Origin of the sequence: Streptomyces sp. NPDC097981, assembly GCF_040302565.1 — a bacterium.
In the GTDB taxonomy this organism is placed as follows: Bacteria; Actinomycetota; Actinomycetes; order Streptomycetales; family Streptomycetaceae; genus Streptomyces.
Genome location: NZ_JBEORW010000060.1, coordinates 13,054 through 33,972, shown reverse-complemented (window position 1 = coordinate 33,972; position 20,919 = coordinate 13,054). Strand labels below are relative to the sequence as shown.

Here is a 20,919-nt window from a genome sequence, read left to right as displayed (position 1 = left end):
GCACAACCTCACCCTCGCCGGATAAGCGAGCAGGCCGCACGGCAGCCCGCCATGCCCGAGGCCACTCGAAGATCATTTACGGGACAACCCTTAGCTTGGGGCATCGCCGAACGTCGCGTCCGCCAGGTCAAGTTCCTCACGAGACATGAACGGACGCGCACCCTGTGCCTCCATCTGCGCCACGCCTGCCTCAGAGCGTGTCGCATACCGCCTCAAAGTGCCTGGCAAGTACAAGGTCTGGACGGTGCCCGCCGGAGTGAGTCAGCCTGGATGCCGTGGAAGGAGTCAGCGTGGGAACGGTACTTACCTTGCTCGGCGTCCTTCTGGGGACCATGGGCACACTCGTCGGGCAGCACCTGGCGACTCGCGTTGAGATCCGACGCGACCTACAACGCCGAGTGGAGACCGAGCGGGCAGAGTGCAAGGAAGCCATCCTGATATTCCTGGCCGCCGCGCAGAAGGTCGAACTGGTGCTGGACCGAAGGAGCTTAGGTCTGCCGACTGCGGATGAGCCCGAAGACCAGCTCCTCCACGCATTGTGGCTAGCAGAAAAGGCCGTTGAACTGGTCTGCTCGCATGAGGTCGCTCAAGCCGCGCGTGGCTACACCGAGGCACTCCACCAGATCGTCCGCGACGTGGCGGCAAACGGCCAGGTACCCACCAAGCGCGAGTGCCGCCTCGCCTTCGTTGAGGCGGCCAGGATCGGGCTCGGCAGCGTCCGCCCGCAACTGCGGCGATGACATATTCGGGGCCCCTACCTCCTCCGGTCTCCTCATATTCACGGAAGAGCGGCCAGAGCCCCGTTCGGCGGTCAGCCCGCCCCCTTGTGGATACCGCATGTCCCCTGTGATACCGCACCGGACGACCAGCCGTCAGCCCCTACGACACCACGAGTTCATCATCAGTGAGCCTTTTTCAACCTGACCGCGATGCCGGGCTGTTGGGGGTCAACAGGCTGTACGTAACGACGAAGCTCCTGGTAGACGGGTTCTCGACCAAGATCACCCGTGTCCGCCAGGAGCTTCGCGCGCTTGTCTACCCGCCCTCGATCGATCTGTCCAGCAGCACCTTGCGGTACCTGACCGAGCAGCTCGCAGTTCGGCAACGGGAGATCGGTACGCGGTGGCGACGACTGCCCGCCGGCCGTCAGGCCCTGCCCGCCTTGGCCCACCTGCGGTGCGGAGACACCTACGCCCAGCTCGCCGCCGGGTTCGGAATCGGCATCGCGACTGTCTACCGGTACATACGCGAGACCATCGAAGTCCTGGCCGCTCTCGCACCGACCCTGGCCGAGGCAATGGAGACCGCCCGGACGAAGGCATTCGTGATCCTGGACGGCACCCTGCTGCCGATCGACCGGATTGCTGCTGACACCCCGTACTACTCGGGCATCAAACACAAACGGCACGGCATGAACGTGCAGGTCCTCACCGACCCGTTCGGCCGACTGCTCTGGGCGTCCCCGGCCCTGCCCGGCTCCACCCACGACCTGACGGCCGCACGAACCCACGGGATCGTCGACGCGCTCGCCGCCGCGGGACTGAAATGCTGGGCGGACAAGGCGTACCAAGGCGCCGGCCGGCACATCCGAGTCCCCTTCCGTGGCCGCCGGCTCAAGCGATGGAAGCGACGGCACAACAGCAGCCACGCCAAGATCCGGTGCGTCGGCGAGCAGGCCATGGCCGCCCTGTGGCCGGCTGACCCCGACGCTGTCCGCTGCCCCGTCGGTCCGGGGCCGATCGTGTCGATCGCGCCCCGGACCGACGCCGGAGAGCGTCCCGCGCCACGAGACCGTCACGGGCGGTCCTGGGGACCATCGGCCGGGTACGGCGGCGCAGGCACCACCGCCTCGTTGTAAGCCTTCCAGATCAGCGGCGGGAAGGCGCTGCCCCGCTCGGAATCAGGGCCGCCCACTCCCTGCATGGGCAGCAGTTGTGGGACGTCGGGCTTCGTACGGAACATCGCGACCGAAGTGCTCAGGTCCGGCGTCGCGCCGATGAACCAGGCTGAGTTCATACGGTCGTTCGGACCGGTCTTGCCTGCCCAGGACGGGGAGGTCGGCTGGCCCTTCGGCGGTCCGACGGCGCTCCCGCTCACCTTGCGGAGCGCCGCGCCGACGATCGAGGCTGCCTCGGAGCTCATTGCCCGCCGCGGTTTGGGCTGGCCCAAGCCGTCCACCGCGACGCCGTTCCGCTCGGCCTTGGACACCGAGTAGGGTTCGGTGGCCCGGCCCTGGTTGACGAAGGTCGTATAGGCGCTGGCCAGTCGGACGGCGCTGGGGGTGGAGGTACCGATGGAGAAGGTCGGCTCCAGCTTGGCCATGCTCTCCTCACGCAGTCCCGACGCGACCGCGAGCTCTTTGACCTTCTTCAGCCCGATTTTCTTGCCGGTCTCCACGAACGGCGTGTGGTCGGAGTCCACCAGGGCCGAGTGGAGGTTCATGGATGCCATGGGTGCCCGTATCGGCGTGGGTTTCAGGGGGTCCGGGTCAGTGCCCTCGGCGGAGCGTTCCCTGCCTTCGAGCTCCTTCTCCAGAGCGGCGGCGTACACAAAGGGTTTGAACGCCGAGGCCGCAGGGACGCCCGAGGTGTCCGCATTGTTGGTGAAGTGTTCGATCGCATCGGAGCCGCCGTAGACCGCGACGATCGCTCCGTCCTTGGGGCGTATCGAGGCGGCGCCGACCTGTACGTATTCGTCGTCCGCGCGCTTCTTCGGGTCCAGTCGGTCCGCACGTACCTGCTCTACGGCCTTGGTCAGCGCGAGCACCTTGTCCTTCTCGAAGGTGGTGTGAACGCTGTATCCGCCACTGGCCAGATCCTTGCCCGTGATCCCGCTGCGGCTCTTGAGGTACTTGTTGGCTATGTCGACGAGGTAGCCGATCTGCCCGGCCTGGCTGGTCGGCTTGGCGGGAGGCTTCGGCTCGGGGAATTTCGTGTACTTCGCGCGTTCCTCGGCGCTCATCGAACCCGTGCCGACCTGACGGTCCAGAATCCAGCTCCAGCGGTCCTCGGCGCGTTGATGGTTGTCGGCGCTCAGGGACGGGTCAAAGCTTTCCGCGCCTTTGAGGACAGCGGCCAGCAGAGCGCCCTGACTGGGGTTCAGCTCCTTGGCGGGGATGCCGTAGTACGCGTACGAGGCTGCCTGGACGCCGTACGCGTCGCGGCCGAACCAAGAAGTGTTGAGATACCCCTCCAGAATCTCCGTCTTGGGCCGCTGGTTGCTGACCTTCAGGGAGAGGAAGAGTTCCTTGATCTTTCGCTGGACGGTTTGGTCCTGGCTGAGATAGGTGTTCTTCACGTACTGCTGGGTGATCGTCGAGCCGCCCTGGGTCTCCTCGCCCTTGACGATGTTGACAGCGGCGCGGCCGATGCCCGTCACAGAGACGCCCGAGTCTCTGTAGAAATCGGCGTTCTCCGCCGCGATGACGGCGCGCTGGACGGATTCGGGCACCTGGGAGAGCTTCACGTCCTGCCGGTTCACATCGCCGACGCTCACCATCCGGCTGCCGTCCGCCCAGTAGTAGACGGTGGCCTGCCGGCGCGCGGAGTCGTGCGGGTTCGGGATCTCGACCTGTACGTAGACGGCGGCTAAGAGACCGGCGACGGCGCCGGCGAAGAGCAGGAACAAGCCGGAGGTCAGTTTCCAGGAGGGCATCCAGCGCCGCCAGCCCCGCCGGCCGCGCCTGGGGAAGTCGATGAGGGGGCGACGGGCCTTGCGGGCGGCTCTCCTATGGCCCTTCACTCGGCCCGCAGGGCGCCGTGTGCGCTTCGGACGTTCCGCCCGCTCCGGGCTTCCGATGTCGTCCGGACCACCGGTGCGGTCCGCGCGGCGTTTGCGGGGCAGCCTCATGGGGGATGCGAACCTCCTCGATCGCGAGCCGTCACCTCGGGGGCGGTGACGGACTCGGCAGGGAAGATGATCAGATCGAGGTCGAGGTTGGGCCGTTCATGAAATCTTCATACGCGGCACGGGGCTCAGAGCTCGTGACACGATCACGAGCGGGCCTTCTTGAGGCGTCGGTGGCAGATGAGGCTGCAGGCCAGGGACACGAAGGCATAGTGGAGTTCGGTCCGGCGTACCCAGCGGACCGCGAGCGTTTGAAGTGGTCGAACAGGGCGAAGGCCTGCTCCACGACGTAGCGGAGTTTGCCCGTGCCCTCCAGGTTCGGGGCGCCCTTGTGGGAGATGACGGGCAGGATCCGGCGCTTGCGGATGGAAAACGTCCGTCCAGGGACAGCGCCGACTCGCCACCCTGCCTGCGTCGAGCCCCTGACCGGAGTAACTCCGAAGGCAATCAAGCCGAGACGAGAGCCCGGCGCGGGGACCGTGACGTCACGGTCCCGGTGTCGCGTCCGATTTGGAGCCGCTTCTTTTGGTGTCGGTGGCCGGGGTCTCTCGAACTCTCCGTTCAGTCCGCGGAGCTCTCGTTGAGGGCTGAGGCGAGGCCGTCGAGGAGGCGCTGGAGGCCGAACTCGAAGAGGGCGTCGAGGTCGAGGTCGTAACCGACCGTGGCGAGGCGGGAGAGCGCGGGGAACCGGCCGGTGGCCAGAATCGTAAGGAGCGCGGGCTCCTGGGTGTCCATCCACTCCTCGCTGTCGAGACCGCTGTGCGCCTCGGCCTCCCGCTCCGCCTCCAGGTTGACGGCGATACCACGGGCGTAATTGAACAGCATGAGGTGCGCGGTGAAGGCGGACTGCAGGTCGAGTCCGCGCGCGTGCAGGGTGGCAAGGATCCACTCGCTGTACGGCAGTGCCGAGGTGATCATCTGTGGGCGGGTCACCGACAGGGCCGGCGCGAGCCACGGGTGGCGGCGGAACACGTCCCAGAGCTGCCGGGCCGCCAGCTCGATCGCCTCGCGCCAGCCCGTCGGCGGGTCGGCGGGCAACGGGTGCTCCGCGATGACCGTGTCCATCATCCGCAACAGCAGGTCGTCCTTGTCGGCCACGTGCCGGTACAGCGACATGGTCGCCACCCCTAGCTCGGCGGCAACCCGGCGCATCGAGACTGCGGCCAGCCCTTCCTCATCGGCGACCGTGACAGCGGCGGCGACGATCCGTCCAAGTGTGAGCGCCGCTTGGACCGATGACGCATCAGACGACCCGTCCGGGCGTGCGGCGGCAGGGGGTCGGGCGGCCCGCACCGGGCGGCCCGCGGCCGCCACGACCGTCCCGACGCCCGGGACGGCGCGGACCATGCCCTCGCGGCGCAGCTCGGTGAGCACCTTGGTCGCGGTGGCCATCGCGACACCCCACTGCTTGGTGATCTGGCGGGTCGAGGGCACGCGATCGCCCGGCGCCAGTTCGCCCGTCTCGATCCGCCGCCGGAGTTCGGCGACGATCTGGCTGTAGCGCGACATTGCCTGTCCGCCCACCGACACCCCCTCTGCACTAGTGCACATGATTGGGTGCCATCCTAGCCGTCGACGCCGGGCGATCCCCGCGCACCAGCACCCTCCCTACTTTTCCGCACTAGTGCAGCACTAACTAACACCGCATTGTTCAGGGCGATTTCACGCTTGCGCACTAGCTTGCGTACGGCGTACGTTCGCGTCATGCCGAACAACGAGATACTCATCTGCGGTGCTGGCATCGCTGGGCCCGCACTGGCGTACTGGCTACGCAAGGGAGGCTCCAGGGTCACGATCGTGGAACGCGCGCCGGAACCCCGGCCCGGCGGGCAGACCGTGGATCTGCGCGGCGCCGGCCGCACCGTGATCGAGCGGATGGGCCTGATGGACCGGGCGAGGGCGGAGAGCGTTGACCAACGCGGCCTCGCGCTCGTCGACACCTCCGGCCGGACCACCGCGCGGGTGCCCGCCGACAGCTTCGGTGGCGAGGGGATCGTCTCCGAGATCGAGATCCTCCGGGGCGACCTCGCCCGTCTGCTGTACGAGGCCACCCTGCCGGACGCGGAGTACCTCTTCGACGACACCATCACCGCGATCGATCAGGACGCGGACGCGGTCACCGTCACCTTCGAGAAGGCCGCGCCGCGCCGGTTCGGGCTGGTCGTCGGCGCGGACGGGCCGCACTCCGTGGTGCGCGCGCTGGCCTTCGGCCCGGAGCAGGAGTTCGTCCACCCGCTCGGCCTCTACACAGCCTGGTTCACCACCACCGACGACCTGGAACTCGACGGCTGGTACCTGATGCACAATGCGCCCGGCGGACTGGTCTCGTCCGCACGGCCCGGCCGCCTCCCCGGCGAGATCAAGGCCGGCTTCAGCTTCCGCTCGGCACCGATCGCCTACGACCGCCGCGACGTCGCCGCCCAGCAGGAACTCGTGGCCCAGCGCTTCGCAAGCGTCGGCTGGGAGACCCCACGCCTGCTGCGGGCAATGCACACCGCCCCGGACTTCTTCTTCGACTCCATGGGCCAGGTCCGCCTCGACAGCTGGACGCGCCGCCGCGTGGCTCTGCTCGGCGACGCCGGATACTGCGCGACCCCGCTGACCGGCCTCGGGACCAGCCTTGCCCTGGTCGGCGCCTACGTCCTGGCCGGTGAACTCGCCGCTGCCGGGGGCGACCACCGCATCGCCTTCCACCGCTACGACGAGGTGATGCGCCCGTACGTGAGTCAGGCCCAGCAGCTACCACCGGGCGGTGCCTCGGGATTCGCACCGTCGGGCCGACTCGGCATCCACCTGCGGGACCTCTCCATGCGGTCGATGACCCGCTGGCCGATGCGGAACCTGCTCGCCGCGCAGTTCGCCAAGGCCGGGAACATCGCACTCCCGGAATACAGTCTTGCGGCGGACGTACGGTGAGCGGCCCCAACCACGAGTCGCCGCTGAGTGGCTCCCCTTCGACCAGGTCACGTCCCCGACCCTGCGGACGAAGCTCTGCGCCTCCGGGCTCGACAACCGGATCGAGCCGGTCAATGCCTCGGCATTGATCCACGACGGCCACGGCCGCTACCTACTCCACCTGCTCCACCTGCGCGATGACCTGCCCGGTATCTGGGAGCCGGGAGCCTGGTCCCTGCTCGGCGGCGGCCGCGAGCCGGGCGACGCCTCGCTGGAGGACACCGTCCGCCGGGAGCTGCGTGAGGAAGTCGGATGCCCTCGGTCTTGATCAGCATCCACAGGTTCTCCACCAGCGCATTGCCGGGGCGGCTCCGTCGCGGGGAGCGGACAGAGGCCGGCGGGCAGGGCCCACTCCTCGCAGCGCTGCCGGTCTCCGATGTCGTCGGCCGGCCGGCCACGCCCCGGCTCAGGCCGACAGCGCCTGAGCCGGGGCGACGCTCACTGGGGCGGCTCGCACAGCTGGGGAAGCGTCACGGTCCCGGGCCGGTGCTCGAAGGTGTCCATGACCAGCCACTCGTCCAGCTCGGGGTCGTAGAGGTTCTGGACACCGAACTGCAGCACCTGCCAGAAGGTGCCCCGGTTGTCCTCGTCAACGTAGATGTCGCCCAGCGCGAACGGCAGACGGGGGTACTTCCCGGGAGGCAGCTTCGGGAGGACCACGCCCACCCTCCAGTGGTTCACGTGCCGCCGCGGGGTGCGCCGGAGGGTCTCCCGCCCGACGAACCGGGCGTTTTCGAACCCCTGGTTCAACGCCTCCAGGTTGAAGCCCGGGATGCGTGAGCAGGGATGCTCGTTCAGACCAGGCCATTTGTACGTCAGCGTGTAGAGCGTGTCGCGGTAGATCAGGTTCGTGAACCAAATCGGGTACTGCGGGCCCCCCGCGGTCATCTGACTGTCGCCGTCCCTACCCTCCCAGGTGAACGGCACCGTGATGTCCAGGTCACGGACGATCCACTTGCCCTTGCCGCGGAAGTCGCGGGGGAGGCGGGGCGGAGGCGGCGTGGGGGAAACTTCCTGCCGCGCGGCCACGGTCCCGAACGACGGCGCGGTCCCGGTCCGGGGCGCGGCGGCGACCGGCGGCGGAGCCGCCAGGACGAGGGCGGCCACTCCGGCAAGAGCGGCCGACGTGACCGTCCGGCGTGTGCCTTTCGAACCCATGGTCTCCCTCGGCTGTCGTGTCAGGCGCCGTCATGGCGCGAGGACAATCACGGCGATTCTGGGACACCGTCCCCGGAATTGAAGATTCCGAAACTGACGGCTACTGAGCTTGAAACTGTGGCGCAGTTCGGACAAGACGATCTGAACCGTTCCGGGTTCGGTCACGGTGGCTGCGGACCAGCCGACGATACGGCGGGAGAAGGGAAGACCTCGCTGATCAGCTCTTTCAGCACAGCATCCCGCACGGCTCTGGCGGACGGCGCCACCCCGCTTCAGCTCAGCCGACTCCTCCGTCGTCGTGCCCGGACGCGTCCCCGCGTCGACCTCGTGCTGCTTCACCCAGTTCCTCAGGGCCTCGGGAGACCCAGCAGCCGTGTCATTCGGTGATCACCGCGCACCTCAGCGACCATGCGCACCGCACGGCGGCGGAACTCGACGGGGTAGCGGGAAGGTCGTGCCATGACTCGGTCCCTTCATGGAATCGAGTCTCCACCAGACCCGGAACGGTTCACACCGAAGCTCCGGCGGTTCAAGGCGACTTGGGAAGGCAACCCCGTACAACCGGAGCTTCGTTGCGTTCGTGGCGGGCCAGTCCCGGCCCCTTGCCCTGCCATGACCTGCGGACTCAAGCACGCGCAGGGACTTTGAAACGCCCCTGAGGGCTGCAGGGCCCGGAGTGCGCAGTGGGCCTGGGCCCACCGGGTAGGAGACCACCGCGACGTGGCCTCCTACCCAGTGGCGATGTCACCTCTCGGCGGTCACCGGAGTGTTCGTGGCACCGGAGGCGCGGACGATGTCGGCCCCGGTCTGCGAAAGTACGGTGGCGCCGATGGGGAGGGGGCCCGCAGTGAAGAGGGCTTCGTTGAACGCCTGTCCTCCGGTGGGGGCTGCGCCAACGGGGAAGGCGGAGATGGCCAGGCCGCCGACGATCGAGGTGGAGATGTAGTCGCCGACCATGCGCCCCTGGTTGGTGTTCGCGATCTGGGAGAGCGGGAACTGCCCGGTCAGCGTGGTCGCGGTGCTCCAAGAGGCGCCGCCGTCGGCGGAGGAGATGTATCCGACCTGAAGGCGGCAGGTGGTCGAGGAGCAGTTGGCGACCGGGTAGCGGTAGTAGTAGAGCCCGATCCTGGTGGTGGCCCCGGAGGTGGTGCGGTCGACTCCCAGGCCGGGGAGGAAGTGGTCGACGCCGCTGGTCGTGGAGTCGATGGGGACTCGGGTCACGGCGGTCCAGGTGGTGCCGTTGGTCGAGGTCGAGTAGACGATGTCGTTGGCTGTGCAGTTGATGCGGAAGCGGCAGTCGTGCCACGCCACGAAGATCCGACCCGCGCCGTCGATCTCGGCGGAGGAGATTCCGCGCGGGGCCCGCAGACCGCCCGCGACGGTGTGGGCGTTGACGCCGGCGACCAGCGAGGTGCTGCTCCAGGAGGTTCCGCCGTTGGTCGAGTTGAACGCGCGGATGGCGCTCCCGTTGGCGGAGTACGGGACGACGACAGTGCCGTTCGGTTGGACCAGCGGCTGTCCGGCGAGGCCACTCGGCGTGCCGGACGGCGAGCGGGGGGCCTGCCAGGTGAGACCGCCGTCGGTGGAGGTGCTCAGCACGATCCGGTTGCCGGCCGAACTGATGTCGGCCTCGATGTAGCACCGGCCGTAGAACGGGCTGGTGGCGGTGTTGTCGCAGACGATCCACGACTTGTCGTAGTTCTGGCCGTCGAATCCGACCGCCCTGATGGGGTTCTGCCAGGTCAGGCCGTCCGCGGAGCGGCTGATGGTGACGCCGGCGCCGATGACCCCGCCCGAGGTGGAGTTGAGCGGGAGTCCGGCGACCAGCCAGGTGCCGTGTGCCGCGTCGTAGGCGACCGACGGGTCGGAGACACGGGAGAAGGCACCGCCCTGGTAGACGGTGATGCCGGGAATGGTGCCGTGCTGCCAGTTCACCCCTCCGTCAGTGGAGGTGGCCCACCCCAGACCCGAGGCCCCGCCGCTGAAGAAGCGGCCGTTCTGAGCGACCGAGACGACGGTGCTGCCGAACGTGAACGTGTCCGGTTCGACCACGGTGGCGTGCTGACTGGCAGTGTTCGTGAACGGGTCGGTGTCGATCTGCGTCGGGCCGGGCGGCGGCGGGGGCGTGCCACCGAGCTGGACATCGTCGTACAGGGTGAACGTCGGATCGCCGGGATAGTTGTCGTCGTGGCTGATCAGCCGGAGGGTGTAGTTGTGGCCCGGCGTGACCGCGGCGGCCGTCTGCTGCCAGCCCTGTCCGTTGGGGCAGGTCCTGGGCAGCACGGTCGTCGTGGTGGCGGTGGTGTTGTCCCGCAGGGTCGCCGTGGCCCAGTCGTACGTCAGGGTGTCGGGGCAGCTGACGTTGTACCAGAAGGAGAGCTGTGTCTCCCCGGTCGTCGCGTTGAAGGTCTGGGCGATCGAGGAATCGCCGCTGGTGGGGCTGGTACCGCCGACCCGGGCGGCGTACGTTCCGCTGTGCGCGCCGGCACTGACCACTGCGGTCGTTCCTGCGGGCGTCCAGCCGGCCAGGGTGCCTGTCTCGAAATCGCCGTTGGACACGGCGGCTGCAGCTGGCGGCGCGAGGAGAAGGGACGAGAAGCTCATGGCGGCCGTCGCGGCGAACGCGATCAGGCCTCGTACACGCAGATCAGGTAGCAAGGACACGCCGAGATCCTGCATGGGTGTCGCACAGGCAGTGGACGCGACACGGCAAGTCCACCCCGTACGAGGTGGCTCGCATCGGCCGCCCAGCCCAGCCCAGCCGGTCGGCGCGTCGTCGGGGTCAGCGGACGGCGGCCCGGCGCGAGCGGATGGCCTCGATGAAGACCGGCAGCAGTGCCGGGGCGATGACGAGTCCGATCGCCGGGAGCAGGTAGGTGTCAAGCTGCCCTTGAGGGAGTCGCCGAGCCGGTAGCCGAGGAGGACGATTCCAACGGTCCGTACGGTGCCGCCGGTGGCGTTCCACACCAGGAATGTGCCCGCGCGCATATCCAGAACGCCGGCCACCGGGTTGAGGGCAGGTACGGACGATCGGCAGCAACGTCGCCAGGACCCTGCCTTGCCCGCCCCGTACTTGGTGAAGTACTCCTCCGCCTTGGTTGCATGCTCTCGCTTGAACAGCCTTGGTTCCGGGCGAGCGAACAGCTTCGGCCCGACCCGCGTACCGAGCAGGTGTCCCGGCTGGGCCCCGGCGATCGCACACGCCGGCGCACCGGTCAACGGGGCGGGGAGGGAGAGGCGGAAGGCGGGCCGGGGGTGTGTCCAGCCGACGGCTCTGGCCCGTAGGAGGACGCGATGCCGTGTCCGGTGTGCGAAACGCCGGCGGCGAAGGTGCACGGGTACCACGGCCGGACCGTGACGGACGTGCCGGTCGGCGCCCGTCAGGTGGTCGTGCGCCTGCGTGTACGACGGCACCTTGCCCTACCGCAACGGCCGCGCCGAAGGCGTCAGCACTCGCACCAAAAGGATCACGAGACAGATGCGCGGACGCGCCGGATTCGGCCTTCTCCGGCACCGCATCCTCCTGCCCTGACGGCTACCCGGCGCCACCACCGACTACGGGCCAGAGCCGAACGATTGGCAGACCTTGCCGCCGGCGCGCGTCCGGCTCGGCACATGCGCACCGGCCACGTGCCACCGGAATGGGCCAGCAGGCAACGGGGCGGCGGTATGCCGGCTCGATCCCCTCGGGGTGGCTGCGCGGTGTAAGGGAATCGCAGTCGGTATACCTAGATCCATGGCGCCCACCCGACCAGATCCCGAGAAAAAAGAACCATCACAGGAATCCGGTTGGCTCAGCCGAATCACCAGGGTCAGTTCCACGTCCGAGGCTGTCCTCAAGGCCCTCGGGGCATTGTTCGTCTGCGGAGGCGCCGCGTACGGATTCTTCGTACTGTTCCAATCGAATCCGAAAGAGGTCGCCTCGCAGGTGCAGGCCTGCGAGAAAACCCATGGGCTGAACGGCAACTACGAGACGATCACCACGTCCGGCAAAGAAGTTCTCTTCCTGAGCTGCTCATGGCCTCCGTCGGAGTCCTCCGACTCGGATGGGTACGCCAAGGTCGTCCGACGTGACGTCGTGGACCTCACGCGTGACGCCGTGAGCCTCGCGCCCAGGATCGGCGCGGGCCCGGACGAGGCCGACCGTCTCACCGGGTGCAGACTCTTCAACCTGTGGTACAAGTCCAGTTCCCCGCCGGGATACTTCCCCCACATGCCGATCCAAGTACCGGCCGACACCGCGAGATCGATTTACGGAGTGGCCTATCCACTCGATTCCCTCGGCTTTCCTCCGGTCGAAGGGGAGGCATATGTCCTGCACAACACGGCCGAAAGCCTCGATCGCGCCTCCTGCGCCTCGTAGTGGCCCCGTCCTGAAGGAACATTACGAGAAGGTCATCGCCGCTGGTGGACGGATCGCGGGCCTGGCTGCGGAGGAACTGCTGACCGGCCGCCGAGCCCGGCCGCGACGATCACTACTGAGCCGTTGATTTCGGCAGCCTGAGCGAGAGCCCCGACGGATTCATGACCATGCTCATCGGCCACAGGATCATCACCTCGGCGCTGTCGGTGCGGGTTTCGTAGTCGCGGGCCAGGCGGCGTGAGCGCATCAGCCACGCGGACGTTCTCTCCACCAGCCGTCTTTTCGGCAGGACGACGAAGCCGGTGGTGTCGTCGCTGCGTTTGACCACCGTCAGCGCGATCCGCAGCACGCTGCGGGCGAAGTCGACGAGCTGGCCTGTGTAACCGCCGTCCGCCCAGACCCACGTGATGCGCCAGTGCCGCTCGCGCAGCCGGGCCAACAGCGTCTGCCCGGCCTCCCGGTCGGTGGGAGGCCGGTGGTCGTTGTCTTTGGGTGGGCGTCAACGCGTGGTGTTTTTGGCGGGATTCACCTGGCGGGCCGGTCGGTGGGGGGAGGGCGGCTAATTTGGGTGTGGTTGGCGTACCTGCTTTCCGGCTCCGGCGGGGCGTGCGCGGGGGCGGGGGCTGTCGGACAATGGTCGCAGTCCGGGCTCCGGCCCGGAGGACGTGTCCGGGCAGGTGCCCGGATTGGGAGCCCGGCCCGATTCCGGCGGGCCGGGACTCCCTGCTATGCCGCCGGAATCAGGACCAGTCCTTGCCTTCGTGGCGCTCGATCACCCGGAAGCTGCCCACGACGCCGTTTTCGACCTCGACGCCTTCCTTGTCCTCCTTGCCTTCCTTGCCTTCCTTGCCTTCCTTGTCGTGGCGGTGGCCCGGGTTCACGCCGTCGCTCTGGCTGTGGGGGCCGACCACGGCGATGGGCGCGCCGTTGTCGCACACCGCGCCGCGGAAGACCTCGACAGTGCTGCGGGTCTCGTTGCGGATGTTCAGGGTCCTGGCGCCCAGGCCGCTGACGACGGTGATGCAGTCGCCCGGGTGGGACGAGAACGACCGCTCGTTGATCTGGATCCGGCCCTTGTGGTGCTCCCGGCCCTCGTCACCCCAGCCCTCGTCGCCCTTGCCCTCGTCGCCCTTGCTCGCGTTGGCCTTGCCCGAGTCGCCGCCGAAGGGCGCCTGAGCCGCAGCCGCCTGCTGGACAACCGTGGCCGGCTGCTCCGGCTGGGAGGCGGCCGAGGCGTAGGTGATGCCCATCGCAGCCAGGGCTGCGGCAGCCGCGATACTCGCGGTGACAGCGGTGGAGCGGGTAATCATCATGCGAGTTCTCCTGTCTCAGAGGAACCGGCTGTGCGGCCGGCACGTGAGTAAAAGTACTAACGACTGATACGACTTTCGTATCGTGACATGCCGGAAATCGGGCACAAAGGGCCGAATGAGGTACCCCGAGCGCTCCCGCGTCGCCAAATGGGGCGTCAAGTGACAGCAATTCATGTGGAGTTGATGACGCTTAGCCCTTTAGGTTGATCGTCTGACGCCTGCTTACCATTCGGCGGCACATAGCGACCGGGGTCACGGCCCTGAGGAGACGAGCAGCTCGGGGTACGCCTGGCGCTTCTCTTGTTCGACCAGTGCCCGGTAGATGCTGGCCAGGCCGGGGTTCTGGCCCTTGCGCCTGCCGATGGGGATGATCAGGTCGGGCCGGATCTTCTCGATGGACTCGCCGGCCGCCCGGCGCCGCAGCACGGTGTGCAGCATGTCGTCGGTGATGACGGGCGGCCGCCCGCCGTGCTTGCCCTTGCGGGCGGCGGCTTCGAGTCCTTCAAGGGTGGCTTCGCGGATGCTCTCGCGCTCCGTCTCGGCCATCGCGGCGAAGAACCCGAACAGCATCAAGGGCTGACCCCCGACTCGCCCGTCGCGATCGCCCACCTCGTGGCGATCGAGTTCGCCACCATCGCGGCCACCGAAGACTACTGGCGCTGACCACGTAGGGGCCGGCACGAGTCCCAGACGTCACACACGGCCATCAACTCCCGATGAGCCGCCGACTCTGCGCAGGCGGCCCGTCGTCGCTCATCGCGGCTCCGGGTGCCCCGCAGTTGCATCCTTGCTCGCCGGAAGGGCGGTCTCACGCCTCGGACGGCGCACCACTGCCATGGCGCTGCCGCTGGCGGTGTTTGCGCATGGACACCTGAGAGCCGCAGCCAGTACTGCAGTACAGCCCTCCCCCATTGCGGGTGCGGTCGAAGAAACCGAAATGGCATGGGGGGTTCCGGCACGCCTTGATGCGCCCCCAGTCGCTGCTCTGCGCAAACGTCGTCACCGCAGCCAGTACGGTTCCGAACACGCGCGGCACCCCCGCCTGCGGCGAGGCCAGCTCTACACCGCCGGCCGTGACCACCGTCGCCAGCGGGTAGAGCGAACCCACACGTCGCAGGTGCCGCTCGGCACGCAGCAGCGGCTCACCCAGACTTTCCTCATCGCCCGAGTGCGCGAGCAGCACAGTCACCAGGGCATCACGCAGCTCGCGCGCGACCGCGGCGTCAGCGTCGGTCACCACGGTTTCGCCACCGAACTCGTCGCGCTCCGCCAGCCACGCCGCGAACGAGTCCCCGTCCCCGAACAACTCCCGGCGACCCGATCCATCCGCGCGCGTGTTCACGAACGCCAGAACGGTCTCCACCGTCGGCGTGACGGTGCGCGGGCTTGGTTTGGGGGATCCGGCTGCCGCAGTGATCATCCCTCCACAGTACATCAGTGTGAGCGGCGCTAATCCAGCTAGTGAGCAACCTTCCAGTGGATCTAGCGTTGACTAGTTGCGAGCTAACGGCTTACGGTCGCAACATGAACGAAGCAACCACCCAGCAGACCCACCTCCGCACATGGCTGATCACCGGCGCGACGTCCGGCATCGGCCGCGAACTGACGCTCCAGGCACTGGAGAACGGCGACACCGTCTCGGCCCTCGCCCGCGACACCTCCTCCCTCGACGAACTGGCTGGGGCGCACGGTGAGCACCTGCTCCTCATCCAGGCGGACGTACGTGACGAGCGAGCCGTTCGGGACGCAGTGGAAGGCACGCTCGCACGGTTCGGCCGTATCGACGTCGTGGCCAACAACGCGGGATACGGACTGTTCGGAGCCGTTGAGGAGGCCTCCGACACGCAGGTCCGTGCCGTGTTCGACACCAATGTCTTCGGTGTGCTCAACGTGCTCCGCGCAACGCTGCCGGTGCTCCGCGCCCAGCGGTCCGGGCACATCCTCCAGGGCTCGTCGGTCTACGGGCAGTCCGCCCATCCCGGCGTGGGTCTGCTGGCTGCCACCAAGTACGCGGTCGAGGGGCTGTCGGACGCGCTCGCGGCCGAGGTCGCACCGCTCGGTATCAAGGTCACGATCATCCAGCCCGGGATGACCGCGACCCCCTTCCTCGCCAACCTCGATGTCGCAGCCGGCCTGGACGACTACGACCAGACCGTCCGCGAGGCCCAGAAGGGCATCGGAGAACTGCCGGCGTCCGCGTTCTCCGCCGCGGCGCGGATCGCCGCAGGCATCCGGACCGCGGTCGACAGCCCCAACCCTCCGCTGCGCCTGGCACTTGGCGCCTCCAGCGCGACGGGCATGCGCCCCGCTCTGGAGGCACGGATCGCAGACCTGGACAGCTGGCAGCGTGTGACCGACGCCGTCGACAGGTAGTAGGCCACGAATCCCGCCGGGAACACGGTCATGGCGGAGGCGGCCCGGCCCTCCTCACTGCCCGGCCATGACTAGTGGGTCTGGGCCGAAGCCACGGCAGACGGCTTCGACCCAGACCCCTGTACTACCACTGCTCCGCACTCTCCCCGGCGGGCGTCGGCCGCGGTTCGTCCGCCCGCCGGCCCGGGATGGTCACAGCCGGGTGGAGGTCGATCCGGTTGCCCATGTCGAGCTCGAACCGGCCGCAGGGGTTGACATGGGTTCACATGGACCAGGGCGGGCACCGGCTCGGCCGCCGCGACGCCACCCCACCAACTATCTGGCCTTTTCGGTCTGGCAGCCGCCATCTGCTGCTACAGACGCTTCCGCGGCCTCACCATGGAGGACACGGTCTGGGAGGAGCGTGGCCACCACGACTTCGCCGACCCATGGGCGGAGCAGCGCCACTCGTACCCGGAGGATCACGATGCCTGGCGCCCGGGGGACCCGCGGGTCCGGTCAGGCGTAGCGGCAGACCGTGACGCCGGCTGCAGCACCGCATCCCATCTTCGTGTAATTCTTCTGGACCATGTTCCAGTAGTGGCCCCAGTACCTGTAGCCCGGGTCATTCGTGTTCCAGTTCGGGCCAGCCGCGTCGTAGGCGGCGAGTGGCCTCGCGGAGGGCCGTGCCGTGCCGGTCGCGTCCAGTGCACGGATGCGGGCTGGGTGACCTTTGGTGGTCCTTGTGCGCCGCTCAGCGCGTAGGATCCGGCCAGGCGCGCCGTAGCGCAGAGGTCGACGCGCGCGGTCTCCAAAATCGCGAGGACGCCGGTTCGAATCCGGCCGGCTACGCCGCACCAGGGTAGGGCAGCCATCCAGTCCGGTGGCTGCCCTGCGCTGTCTCCCGCGAATCCGACTCCGAGACACCGGTCAACACCGCCCATGTCACCGGCGAATACGGGCGCACGGCACCGCACGCCACGCTTTTCCGACCGGGCGGCGGTCGTAGTGCTCGAAGGTACGGTCGAGGACCTGACCGGGCCTGTGCCGGGCGGTGCCGTCCCACCAGTAGCCGCCGTGGCGGTGGGGGAACCCGCAGTGCCCGGACAATCAGTCGTGGTCGGGGCGCCGCTCATGTCCTTGTCGTGGATCAGCAGGACACGCGCCCCAACCAGGGCGGCGGCGCCGAAGGCGAACGCTCCGCTCGTGCACCGCTGCCTGGCCCGTCCGGCGACGGCACCGTTGTCCCGCTGGCAGCCGGAGACGAGCAGTCGGGCCCGCCGACCGGGCGCACCCGGCGCGCACGTACCCTCACCTGCTATGGCGTACTTGAGACGTATGGGGAAGGCGACCTCCTGGGTGGCATGGACGGGCGGCGCCCCGGCCCCGTGGCACCTCGCTGTTCTCGACGAGGCCTACGCGCTGATGGACGAGGGCCGGTTCGAGGACGCCGAGGCACGGGCACGAGCCCTCGTCACGGCCCGGCGGAGCCGGACGAGGCGGGACCGCCGGCCGGGCACCGTCTGGTACGCCGCCTACGTCGCCGCCCTCGCGGCGCGCGCCCACGGGCGACAAGAGCCGTCACTGCTGGCCGAGTTCGAGGCACTGATTGCAGAGGCCGAGCGGACGTATGACATCCACCACGGCCTGCTGCTGCCCGCCCGTTTGAATCACGCGTGGGTGCTGATCGACGAAGAACGGGCTGCCGAAGCGGAGGCGGAAGCCCTGGACGTCCTGCGCGCGCTGGCGCGACGGGCGCAACGCGCCGAGGACCGGCAGCTCGAACTGTCCGCCCTGATCTGCCTCGGGCACGCCCTGTGCGCGCAGGGCCGCTACGAGGAGTCGGAGACGATCGCCCGCGCACACCTGCCACGGGCCGACGAGGGCAGCGTGCACCCCCTCCGGACCCTGCTGGTGCGCAGCCTGTCAGGCCTGGAGCGCCACGAGGAGGCACTGGCAGAGTCGCTGGAGGCGCTCCCCGAGCCGCCGCCGCATGCCGCCGGGCACCTGGAGCTCCGCAGGGCCACTGCCCTGCACGCCCTCGGCCGCGGTGACGAGGCCCAGGCGGAAGCCGGCCGGGCACTGGCCGCCTGCGAGCGGAACCTGCACCCGACGCACCCCCGCACCGCGGCGATCCGCACACTGCTGTCCCGCATCACCCCGCCCTGACCATGCGAGCCCGCCTCGACAGCGGGGCCATTGGGCCGTCCCGCCCAAGTACAGACGCAGTCGGCCGAACCTGAGCAGAGTCCGCAACACCAGGCCCGGTCGGCAGTGACCTCGGCCACCAGCGCTGGGCATCCGGGAACCGCGTCCAGGACGTCCCGGGCGCCCGTGTGGCTCAACGAACGCGGCATCGGAGCGGGAGCACGTGAACGGGCCGGGTGCGGGGATGGCCGCCTGCGATGCGGGCAACGCGGATGCGGTCCATCACCTCGGTGAACAGCAGGGCGTCGCCGCGCTGTCCGGCGGTGACGGCCTCGGCCAGGACGTCGAAGGAGGAGTCGACCGCGAGATGGATCTTCATGGTTCGGGCCACCGCGTGAGGTGCGGGCACTGTACCGGCCTGCACGACCCGGACGTCACGCACCAAGTCAGTGCCGACCGCTGTTCGCCGCGGCAACGATCCGGACACCGATCAGCCGCAGCTGGGTGCCATGAGCAGGTGAGTCGGGGCGCAGGCCGAGCTGGCCTCTCTCCTGGTGGAAGGCAACGGCCTGGACGTGGGCGGCCATCTGCGGGGAGACGGCGTGCACGACGTCCGGCCAGCGATCCAGCACGGTTCTGCCAGCGGCCGGGAGTTCCCGGGCTCGGTCGGCCATCAGGTGCTCCCCGCCTCCCCTCTCCCATTGTCGAAGGCCCCCGTCAGGCGCCTTCAGCAGCCATACCGCCCGCTCCTGATCCGCCTTCGACCACGCCGAGCAGCCCCCCACCCCGCACCGCCGCGGCGGCGGGCTGCGTGAGAACCTCCTCGCCGAACACACGCGCAGCTGCACCGCTCGATTGACAGGCCCTCAGCCGGAGATTGCGAGCAGTGCGGCGCGCGCGGCGTCACACAACTCGTCGTCCTCCGGTACGGAACGCCATGTGCCGTGCGGGACGGGCCGCTCGTCGGCGTCGAGAAACGCCCTCAGGACAGGCTCGGCCAGGGCTGCAGGCGCGCCGATCTCTGCCAGGGCTGCACGCGCGCCGATCTCGGCCAGGAGTTTCACCGTGTCGATGATCGCCCTGTAGGCGCCGCCACGCTCAGCGAACGGCGCGATGGCCCGGACGAGGACAGGCACGACCTCGTCGGCCCGTCCGGTGATCCTCCACAGCGCCTGGCCGACGCAGAGCGGCAGCCAGCCCTCCTTGTGCAGGGGGAGGAGTTCGCGCAGCCGCTCGACATACGGTGCGCCCGCCGGCCCGAGTTCCCCCAGCAGCGTGGCGGCGTTCCCATGGCCGTACGGCTCGCCCAGCTGCGGGAGCAGCAGCGCGAGCGCGGGCTCCCGGTCACCGGTCAGCCGCCCGTACGCGAGCGTCAGGCAGCGCGGTGCGAACGACTGGCCCGCGGGCGGGGCGTCGAGCAGGGCGCGCAGCCGTTCCTGCGGCACTGCCTCGGCCGCGGCCGGCCCGATCGCGGCGAGGGCGTCCAGCGCCCACACCACGCTGTCGGTGTCCAGGAGACCGAGCAGTTCCGGGATCGCGGGGGCTGCGGCCGCGCCCCATGACTCCAGCACCTGGCAGAGCGCTCGGCGCTCGTCGAGGGTGGAGGCGGCGGTGAGCCGGGCTCGCAACGGCGGCAGCAGCACGTCGGCGTGGGCGCCGAGCCCTCCGACGGTCTCGGTCAGGCTCAGGTCGTACGTCCACCAGCCGTCGGCGTGGAACGAGTGGTGCGCAAACCCGAGCCGCTCCCCCGACAGGCGCCGCACCAGCGGCGGTACGCAGCGCGCGTCGCCGAGCCGGGACAGTGCCCAGACGGCGTGGTCCTGGGCGGGCAGGTACGGCTCGCCGTCGTCCGTCACCATGGCCGCCAGCGCGTCCGCCCAGGGGCGGGCGGCGTGCCCGCACATGCCGAGGACGCGGGCGGCGAAGAGCCGGTTGTCGGGCTCGGGGTCGGACAGCAGGCGGGCCACAGCCGGGAGCAGCACCGGTACGGCGGAGCGCCGGCCGCTGAGCATGTCGGCGGCGGCCTGCAGCGCGCCCGCGCGCACGGCGGGGTCCGGATGCGTGAGCAGTCTCCTGGTCGCCTCTGCCCGGCCCACCCGGTCCTCTACCAGCAGGCCGAGCGCCCAGATGACCGTCGCCTTGACCGGGGAGCCGCCCGGCTGCCAGGTTGCCGGTTCGCTGTCGAGCAGCACCTCGAACACCGTTCGCGTGTACGCATCGTCGTCCTGCCCCGGCAGCGCGCGATGCAGGGCCTGAACGGCGGCGAGGCGGGCGGCGGCCTCGGCGCCGTGCATGAGCCGGCGTAGCCAGTCGAGGGAGTCCTCACGCCGTGCGTCGGCGTGGGGAATCAGCGAACCGACCGCATCGATGAGCTGGAGCCTCGGCTCCGCTTCCGGCTCCGCGGCCCACCGCGCCCGCAGCGCCGCGATCACCTCGTCGGCTCGGTGGCGGGCCTCGGCGAGGGCGTCCGCAACGGCGGTACGGTGCGCGGCAGCCGGGCCGTCCAGCAGCGGCAGCAGGTCCGTCACCGCCAGGTCCCAGGCAGCGGGCCAGGTCGGGGTGACGAAGCGGGCCTCCGCGGTGTTCGCCGCGCAGGCCAAAGACCCGACGAGCTCCAGGAGCTCGCGGCGGACGGCCGGAGCGATGGCCGGATCGGCAGCGGCTCCGAGCACGTACGGAAGGGCGGCCGGGGCCGAGGAGTAGACCCCCCCCCGGGTGGTGCACGTACACGAGCAGGTCGTCGGCCGCCCTGGCAGCCCTCTCCGGCCGGTACAGATCCCGCAG

Annotated in this window: 18 protein-coding genes, 1 tRNA gene and 4 pseudogenes; 10 read left to right on the top strand and 13 right to left on the bottom strand. The window is 69.3% G+C overall.

What is annotated here, in order from left to right:
- The first annotated feature begins 290 nt into the window (after nt 1–290).
- Nucleotides 291–740, top strand: a complete 450-nt coding sequence (locus ABTY04_RS36150) for a hypothetical protein (RefSeq protein WP_352217682.1) — start codon at nt 291–293, stop codon at nt 738–740.
- A gap of 260 nt (nt 741–1,000) precedes the next feature.
- Nucleotides 1,001–1,690 (top strand): annotated as a pseudogene (locus ABTY04_RS36145) (transposase family protein); the annotation flags it as partial.
- Nucleotides 1,691–1,794: 104 nt separating this feature from the next.
- Here the strand turns inward: ABTY04_RS36145 and ABTY04_RS36140 are convergent.
- Together ABTY04_RS36140 and ABTY04_RS36135 are read right to left on the bottom strand one after the other, a co-directional pair.
- Nucleotides 1,795–3,849, bottom strand: coding sequence for a transglycosylase domain-containing protein (locus tag ABTY04_RS36140; RefSeq protein ID WP_352217681.1), 2,055 nt, complete (start codon nt 3,847–3,849; stop codon nt 1,795–1,797).
- Between the two features lie 558 nt (nt 3,850–4,407).
- Nucleotides 4,408–5,370, bottom strand: a complete 963-nt coding sequence (locus tag ABTY04_RS36135; protein WP_352217680.1) for a TetR/AcrR family transcriptional regulator C-terminal domain-containing protein — start codon at nt 5,368–5,370, stop codon at nt 4,408–4,410.
- A 180-nt stretch (nt 5,371–5,550) separates the two neighbouring features.
- On the opposite strand from ABTY04_RS36135, the gene ABTY04_RS36130 reads away from it, so the two are divergent.
- Nucleotides 5,551–6,762: an FAD-dependent monooxygenase gene (locus ABTY04_RS36130; RefSeq protein ID WP_352217679.1), complete on the top strand. Its 1,212-nt coding sequence runs from the start codon at nt 5,551–5,553 to the stop codon at nt 6,760–6,762.
- A gap of 22 nt (nt 6,763–6,784) precedes the next feature.
- Nucleotides 6,785–7,051: pseudogene (locus ABTY04_RS36125) on the top strand (NUDIX domain-containing protein); the annotation flags it as partial.
- A gap of 188 nt (nt 7,052–7,239) precedes the next feature.
- Here the strand turns inward: ABTY04_RS36125 and ABTY04_RS36120 are convergent.
- From ABTY04_RS36120 to ABTY04_RS36110, 3 genes and pseudogenes are all read right to left on the bottom strand, one after another.
- Nucleotides 7,240–7,959, bottom strand: coding sequence for a hypothetical protein (locus tag ABTY04_RS36120; protein ID WP_352217678.1), 720 nt, complete (start codon nt 7,957–7,959; stop codon nt 7,240–7,242).
- 267 nt (nt 7,960–8,226) lie between these two features.
- Nucleotides 8,227–8,420: pseudogene (locus ABTY04_RS36115) on the bottom strand (transposase); the annotation flags it as partial.
- Nucleotides 8,421–8,703: 283 nt separating this feature from the next.
- Nucleotides 8,704–10,623, bottom strand: a complete 1,920-nt coding sequence (locus ABTY04_RS36110) for a hypothetical protein (protein WP_352217677.1) — start codon at nt 10,621–10,623, stop codon at nt 8,704–8,706.
- Nucleotides 10,624–11,253: 630 nt separating this feature from the next.
- Here ABTY04_RS36110 and ABTY04_RS41315 point away from each other — a divergent pair.
- Both ABTY04_RS41315 and ABTY04_RS36100 read left to right on the top strand, forming a co-directional pair.
- The gene (locus ABTY04_RS41315; RefSeq protein WP_502996790.1) at nt 11,254–11,667 is read left to right on the top strand and encodes a transposase family protein; all 414 of its coding nucleotides are present in this window, start codon (nt 11,254–11,256) and stop codon (nt 11,665–11,667) included.
- Between the two features lie 28 nt (nt 11,668–11,695).
- Complete coding sequence (locus ABTY04_RS36100) at nt 11,696–12,322, top strand: hypothetical protein (protein WP_352217676.1); 627 nt, start codon at nt 11,696–11,698, stop codon at nt 12,320–12,322.
- Between the two features lie 112 nt (nt 12,323–12,434).
- On the opposite strand, the pseudogene ABTY04_RS36095 reads toward ABTY04_RS36100, so the two are convergent.
- The 3 genes and pseudogenes from ABTY04_RS36095 to ABTY04_RS36085 form a co-directional block, all read right to left on the bottom strand.
- Nucleotides 12,435–12,776, bottom strand: a pseudogene (locus ABTY04_RS36095) (transposase); the annotation flags it as partial.
- Nucleotides 12,777–13,062: 286 nt separating this feature from the next.
- Entirely contained in the window at nt 13,063–13,635 is a 573-nt protein-coding gene (locus ABTY04_RS36090) for a hypothetical protein (RefSeq protein ID WP_352217675.1), read from the bottom strand.
- 252 nt (nt 13,636–13,887) lie between these two features.
- The gene (locus ABTY04_RS36085; RefSeq protein ID WP_352217674.1) at nt 13,888–14,205 is read right to left on the bottom strand and encodes a recombinase family protein; all 318 of its coding nucleotides are present in this window, start codon (nt 14,203–14,205) and stop codon (nt 13,888–13,890) included.
- Between the two features lie 6 nt (nt 14,206–14,211).
- On the opposite strand from ABTY04_RS36085, the gene ABTY04_RS36080 reads away from it, so the two are divergent.
- Nucleotides 14,212–14,298: a hexameric tyrosine-coordinated heme protein gene (locus ABTY04_RS36080; protein ID WP_352217686.1), complete on the top strand. Its 87-nt coding sequence runs from the start codon at nt 14,212–14,214 to the stop codon at nt 14,296–14,298.
- 145 nt (nt 14,299–14,443) lie between these two features.
- Here the strand turns inward: ABTY04_RS36080 and ABTY04_RS36075 are convergent, their stop codons facing one another.
- A complete protein-coding gene (locus tag ABTY04_RS36075; protein WP_352217673.1) occupies nt 14,444–15,055 on the bottom strand; it encodes a CGNR zinc finger domain-containing protein in 612 nt (203 codons plus the stop codon).
- Between the two features lie 104 nt (nt 15,056–15,159).
- Here ABTY04_RS36075 and ABTY04_RS36070 point away from each other — a divergent pair, with 104 nt between their 5' ends.
- Entirely contained in the window at nt 15,160–16,008 is an 849-nt protein-coding gene (locus ABTY04_RS36070) for an SDR family NAD(P)-dependent oxidoreductase (RefSeq protein ID WP_352217672.1), read from the top strand.
- Nucleotides 16,009–16,506: 498 nt separating this feature from the next.
- Here ABTY04_RS36070 and ABTY04_RS36065 read toward each other — a convergent pair whose 3' ends face one another.
- Nucleotides 16,507–16,695 (bottom strand): CAP domain-containing protein, encoded by a 189-nt coding sequence (locus tag ABTY04_RS36065; protein ID WP_352217685.1) that lies wholly within the window; start codon nt 16,693–16,695, stop codon nt 16,507–16,509.
- A gap of 68 nt (nt 16,696–16,763) precedes the next feature.
- Between ABTY04_RS36065 and ABTY04_RS36060 the strand changes: the two genes are divergently transcribed.
- Both ABTY04_RS36060 and ABTY04_RS36055 read left to right on the top strand, forming a co-directional pair.
- Nucleotides 16,764–16,847, top strand: a tRNA-Trp gene (locus ABTY04_RS36060).
- 460 nt (nt 16,848–17,307) lie between these two features.
- Nucleotides 17,308–18,156 carry a tetratricopeptide repeat protein gene (locus ABTY04_RS36055; protein WP_352217671.1) on the top strand — a complete coding sequence of 283 codons (849 nt, stop codon included), beginning with the start codon at nt 17,308–17,310 and terminating at the stop codon, nt 18,154–18,156.
- 172 nt (nt 18,157–18,328) lie between these two features.
- Here ABTY04_RS36055 and ABTY04_RS36050 read toward each other — a convergent pair whose 3' ends face one another.
- The 3 genes from ABTY04_RS36050 to ABTY04_RS36040 form a co-directional block, all read right to left on the bottom strand.
- Nucleotides 18,329–18,514 carry a hypothetical protein gene (locus ABTY04_RS36050; protein ID WP_502996789.1) on the bottom strand — a complete coding sequence of 62 codons (186 nt, stop codon included), beginning with the start codon at nt 18,512–18,514 and terminating at the stop codon, nt 18,329–18,331.
- Nucleotides 18,515–18,581: 67 nt separating this feature from the next.
- A complete protein-coding gene (locus ABTY04_RS36045) occupies nt 18,582–18,809 on the bottom strand; it encodes a hypothetical protein (protein WP_352217670.1) in 228 nt (75 codons plus the stop codon).
- 192 nt (nt 18,810–19,001) lie between these two features.
- Complete coding sequence (locus ABTY04_RS36040; RefSeq protein ID WP_352217669.1) at nt 19,002–20,807, bottom strand: HEAT repeat domain-containing protein; 1,806 nt, start codon at nt 20,805–20,807, stop codon at nt 19,002–19,004.
- Between the last annotated feature and the right edge of the window lie 112 nt (nt 20,808–20,919).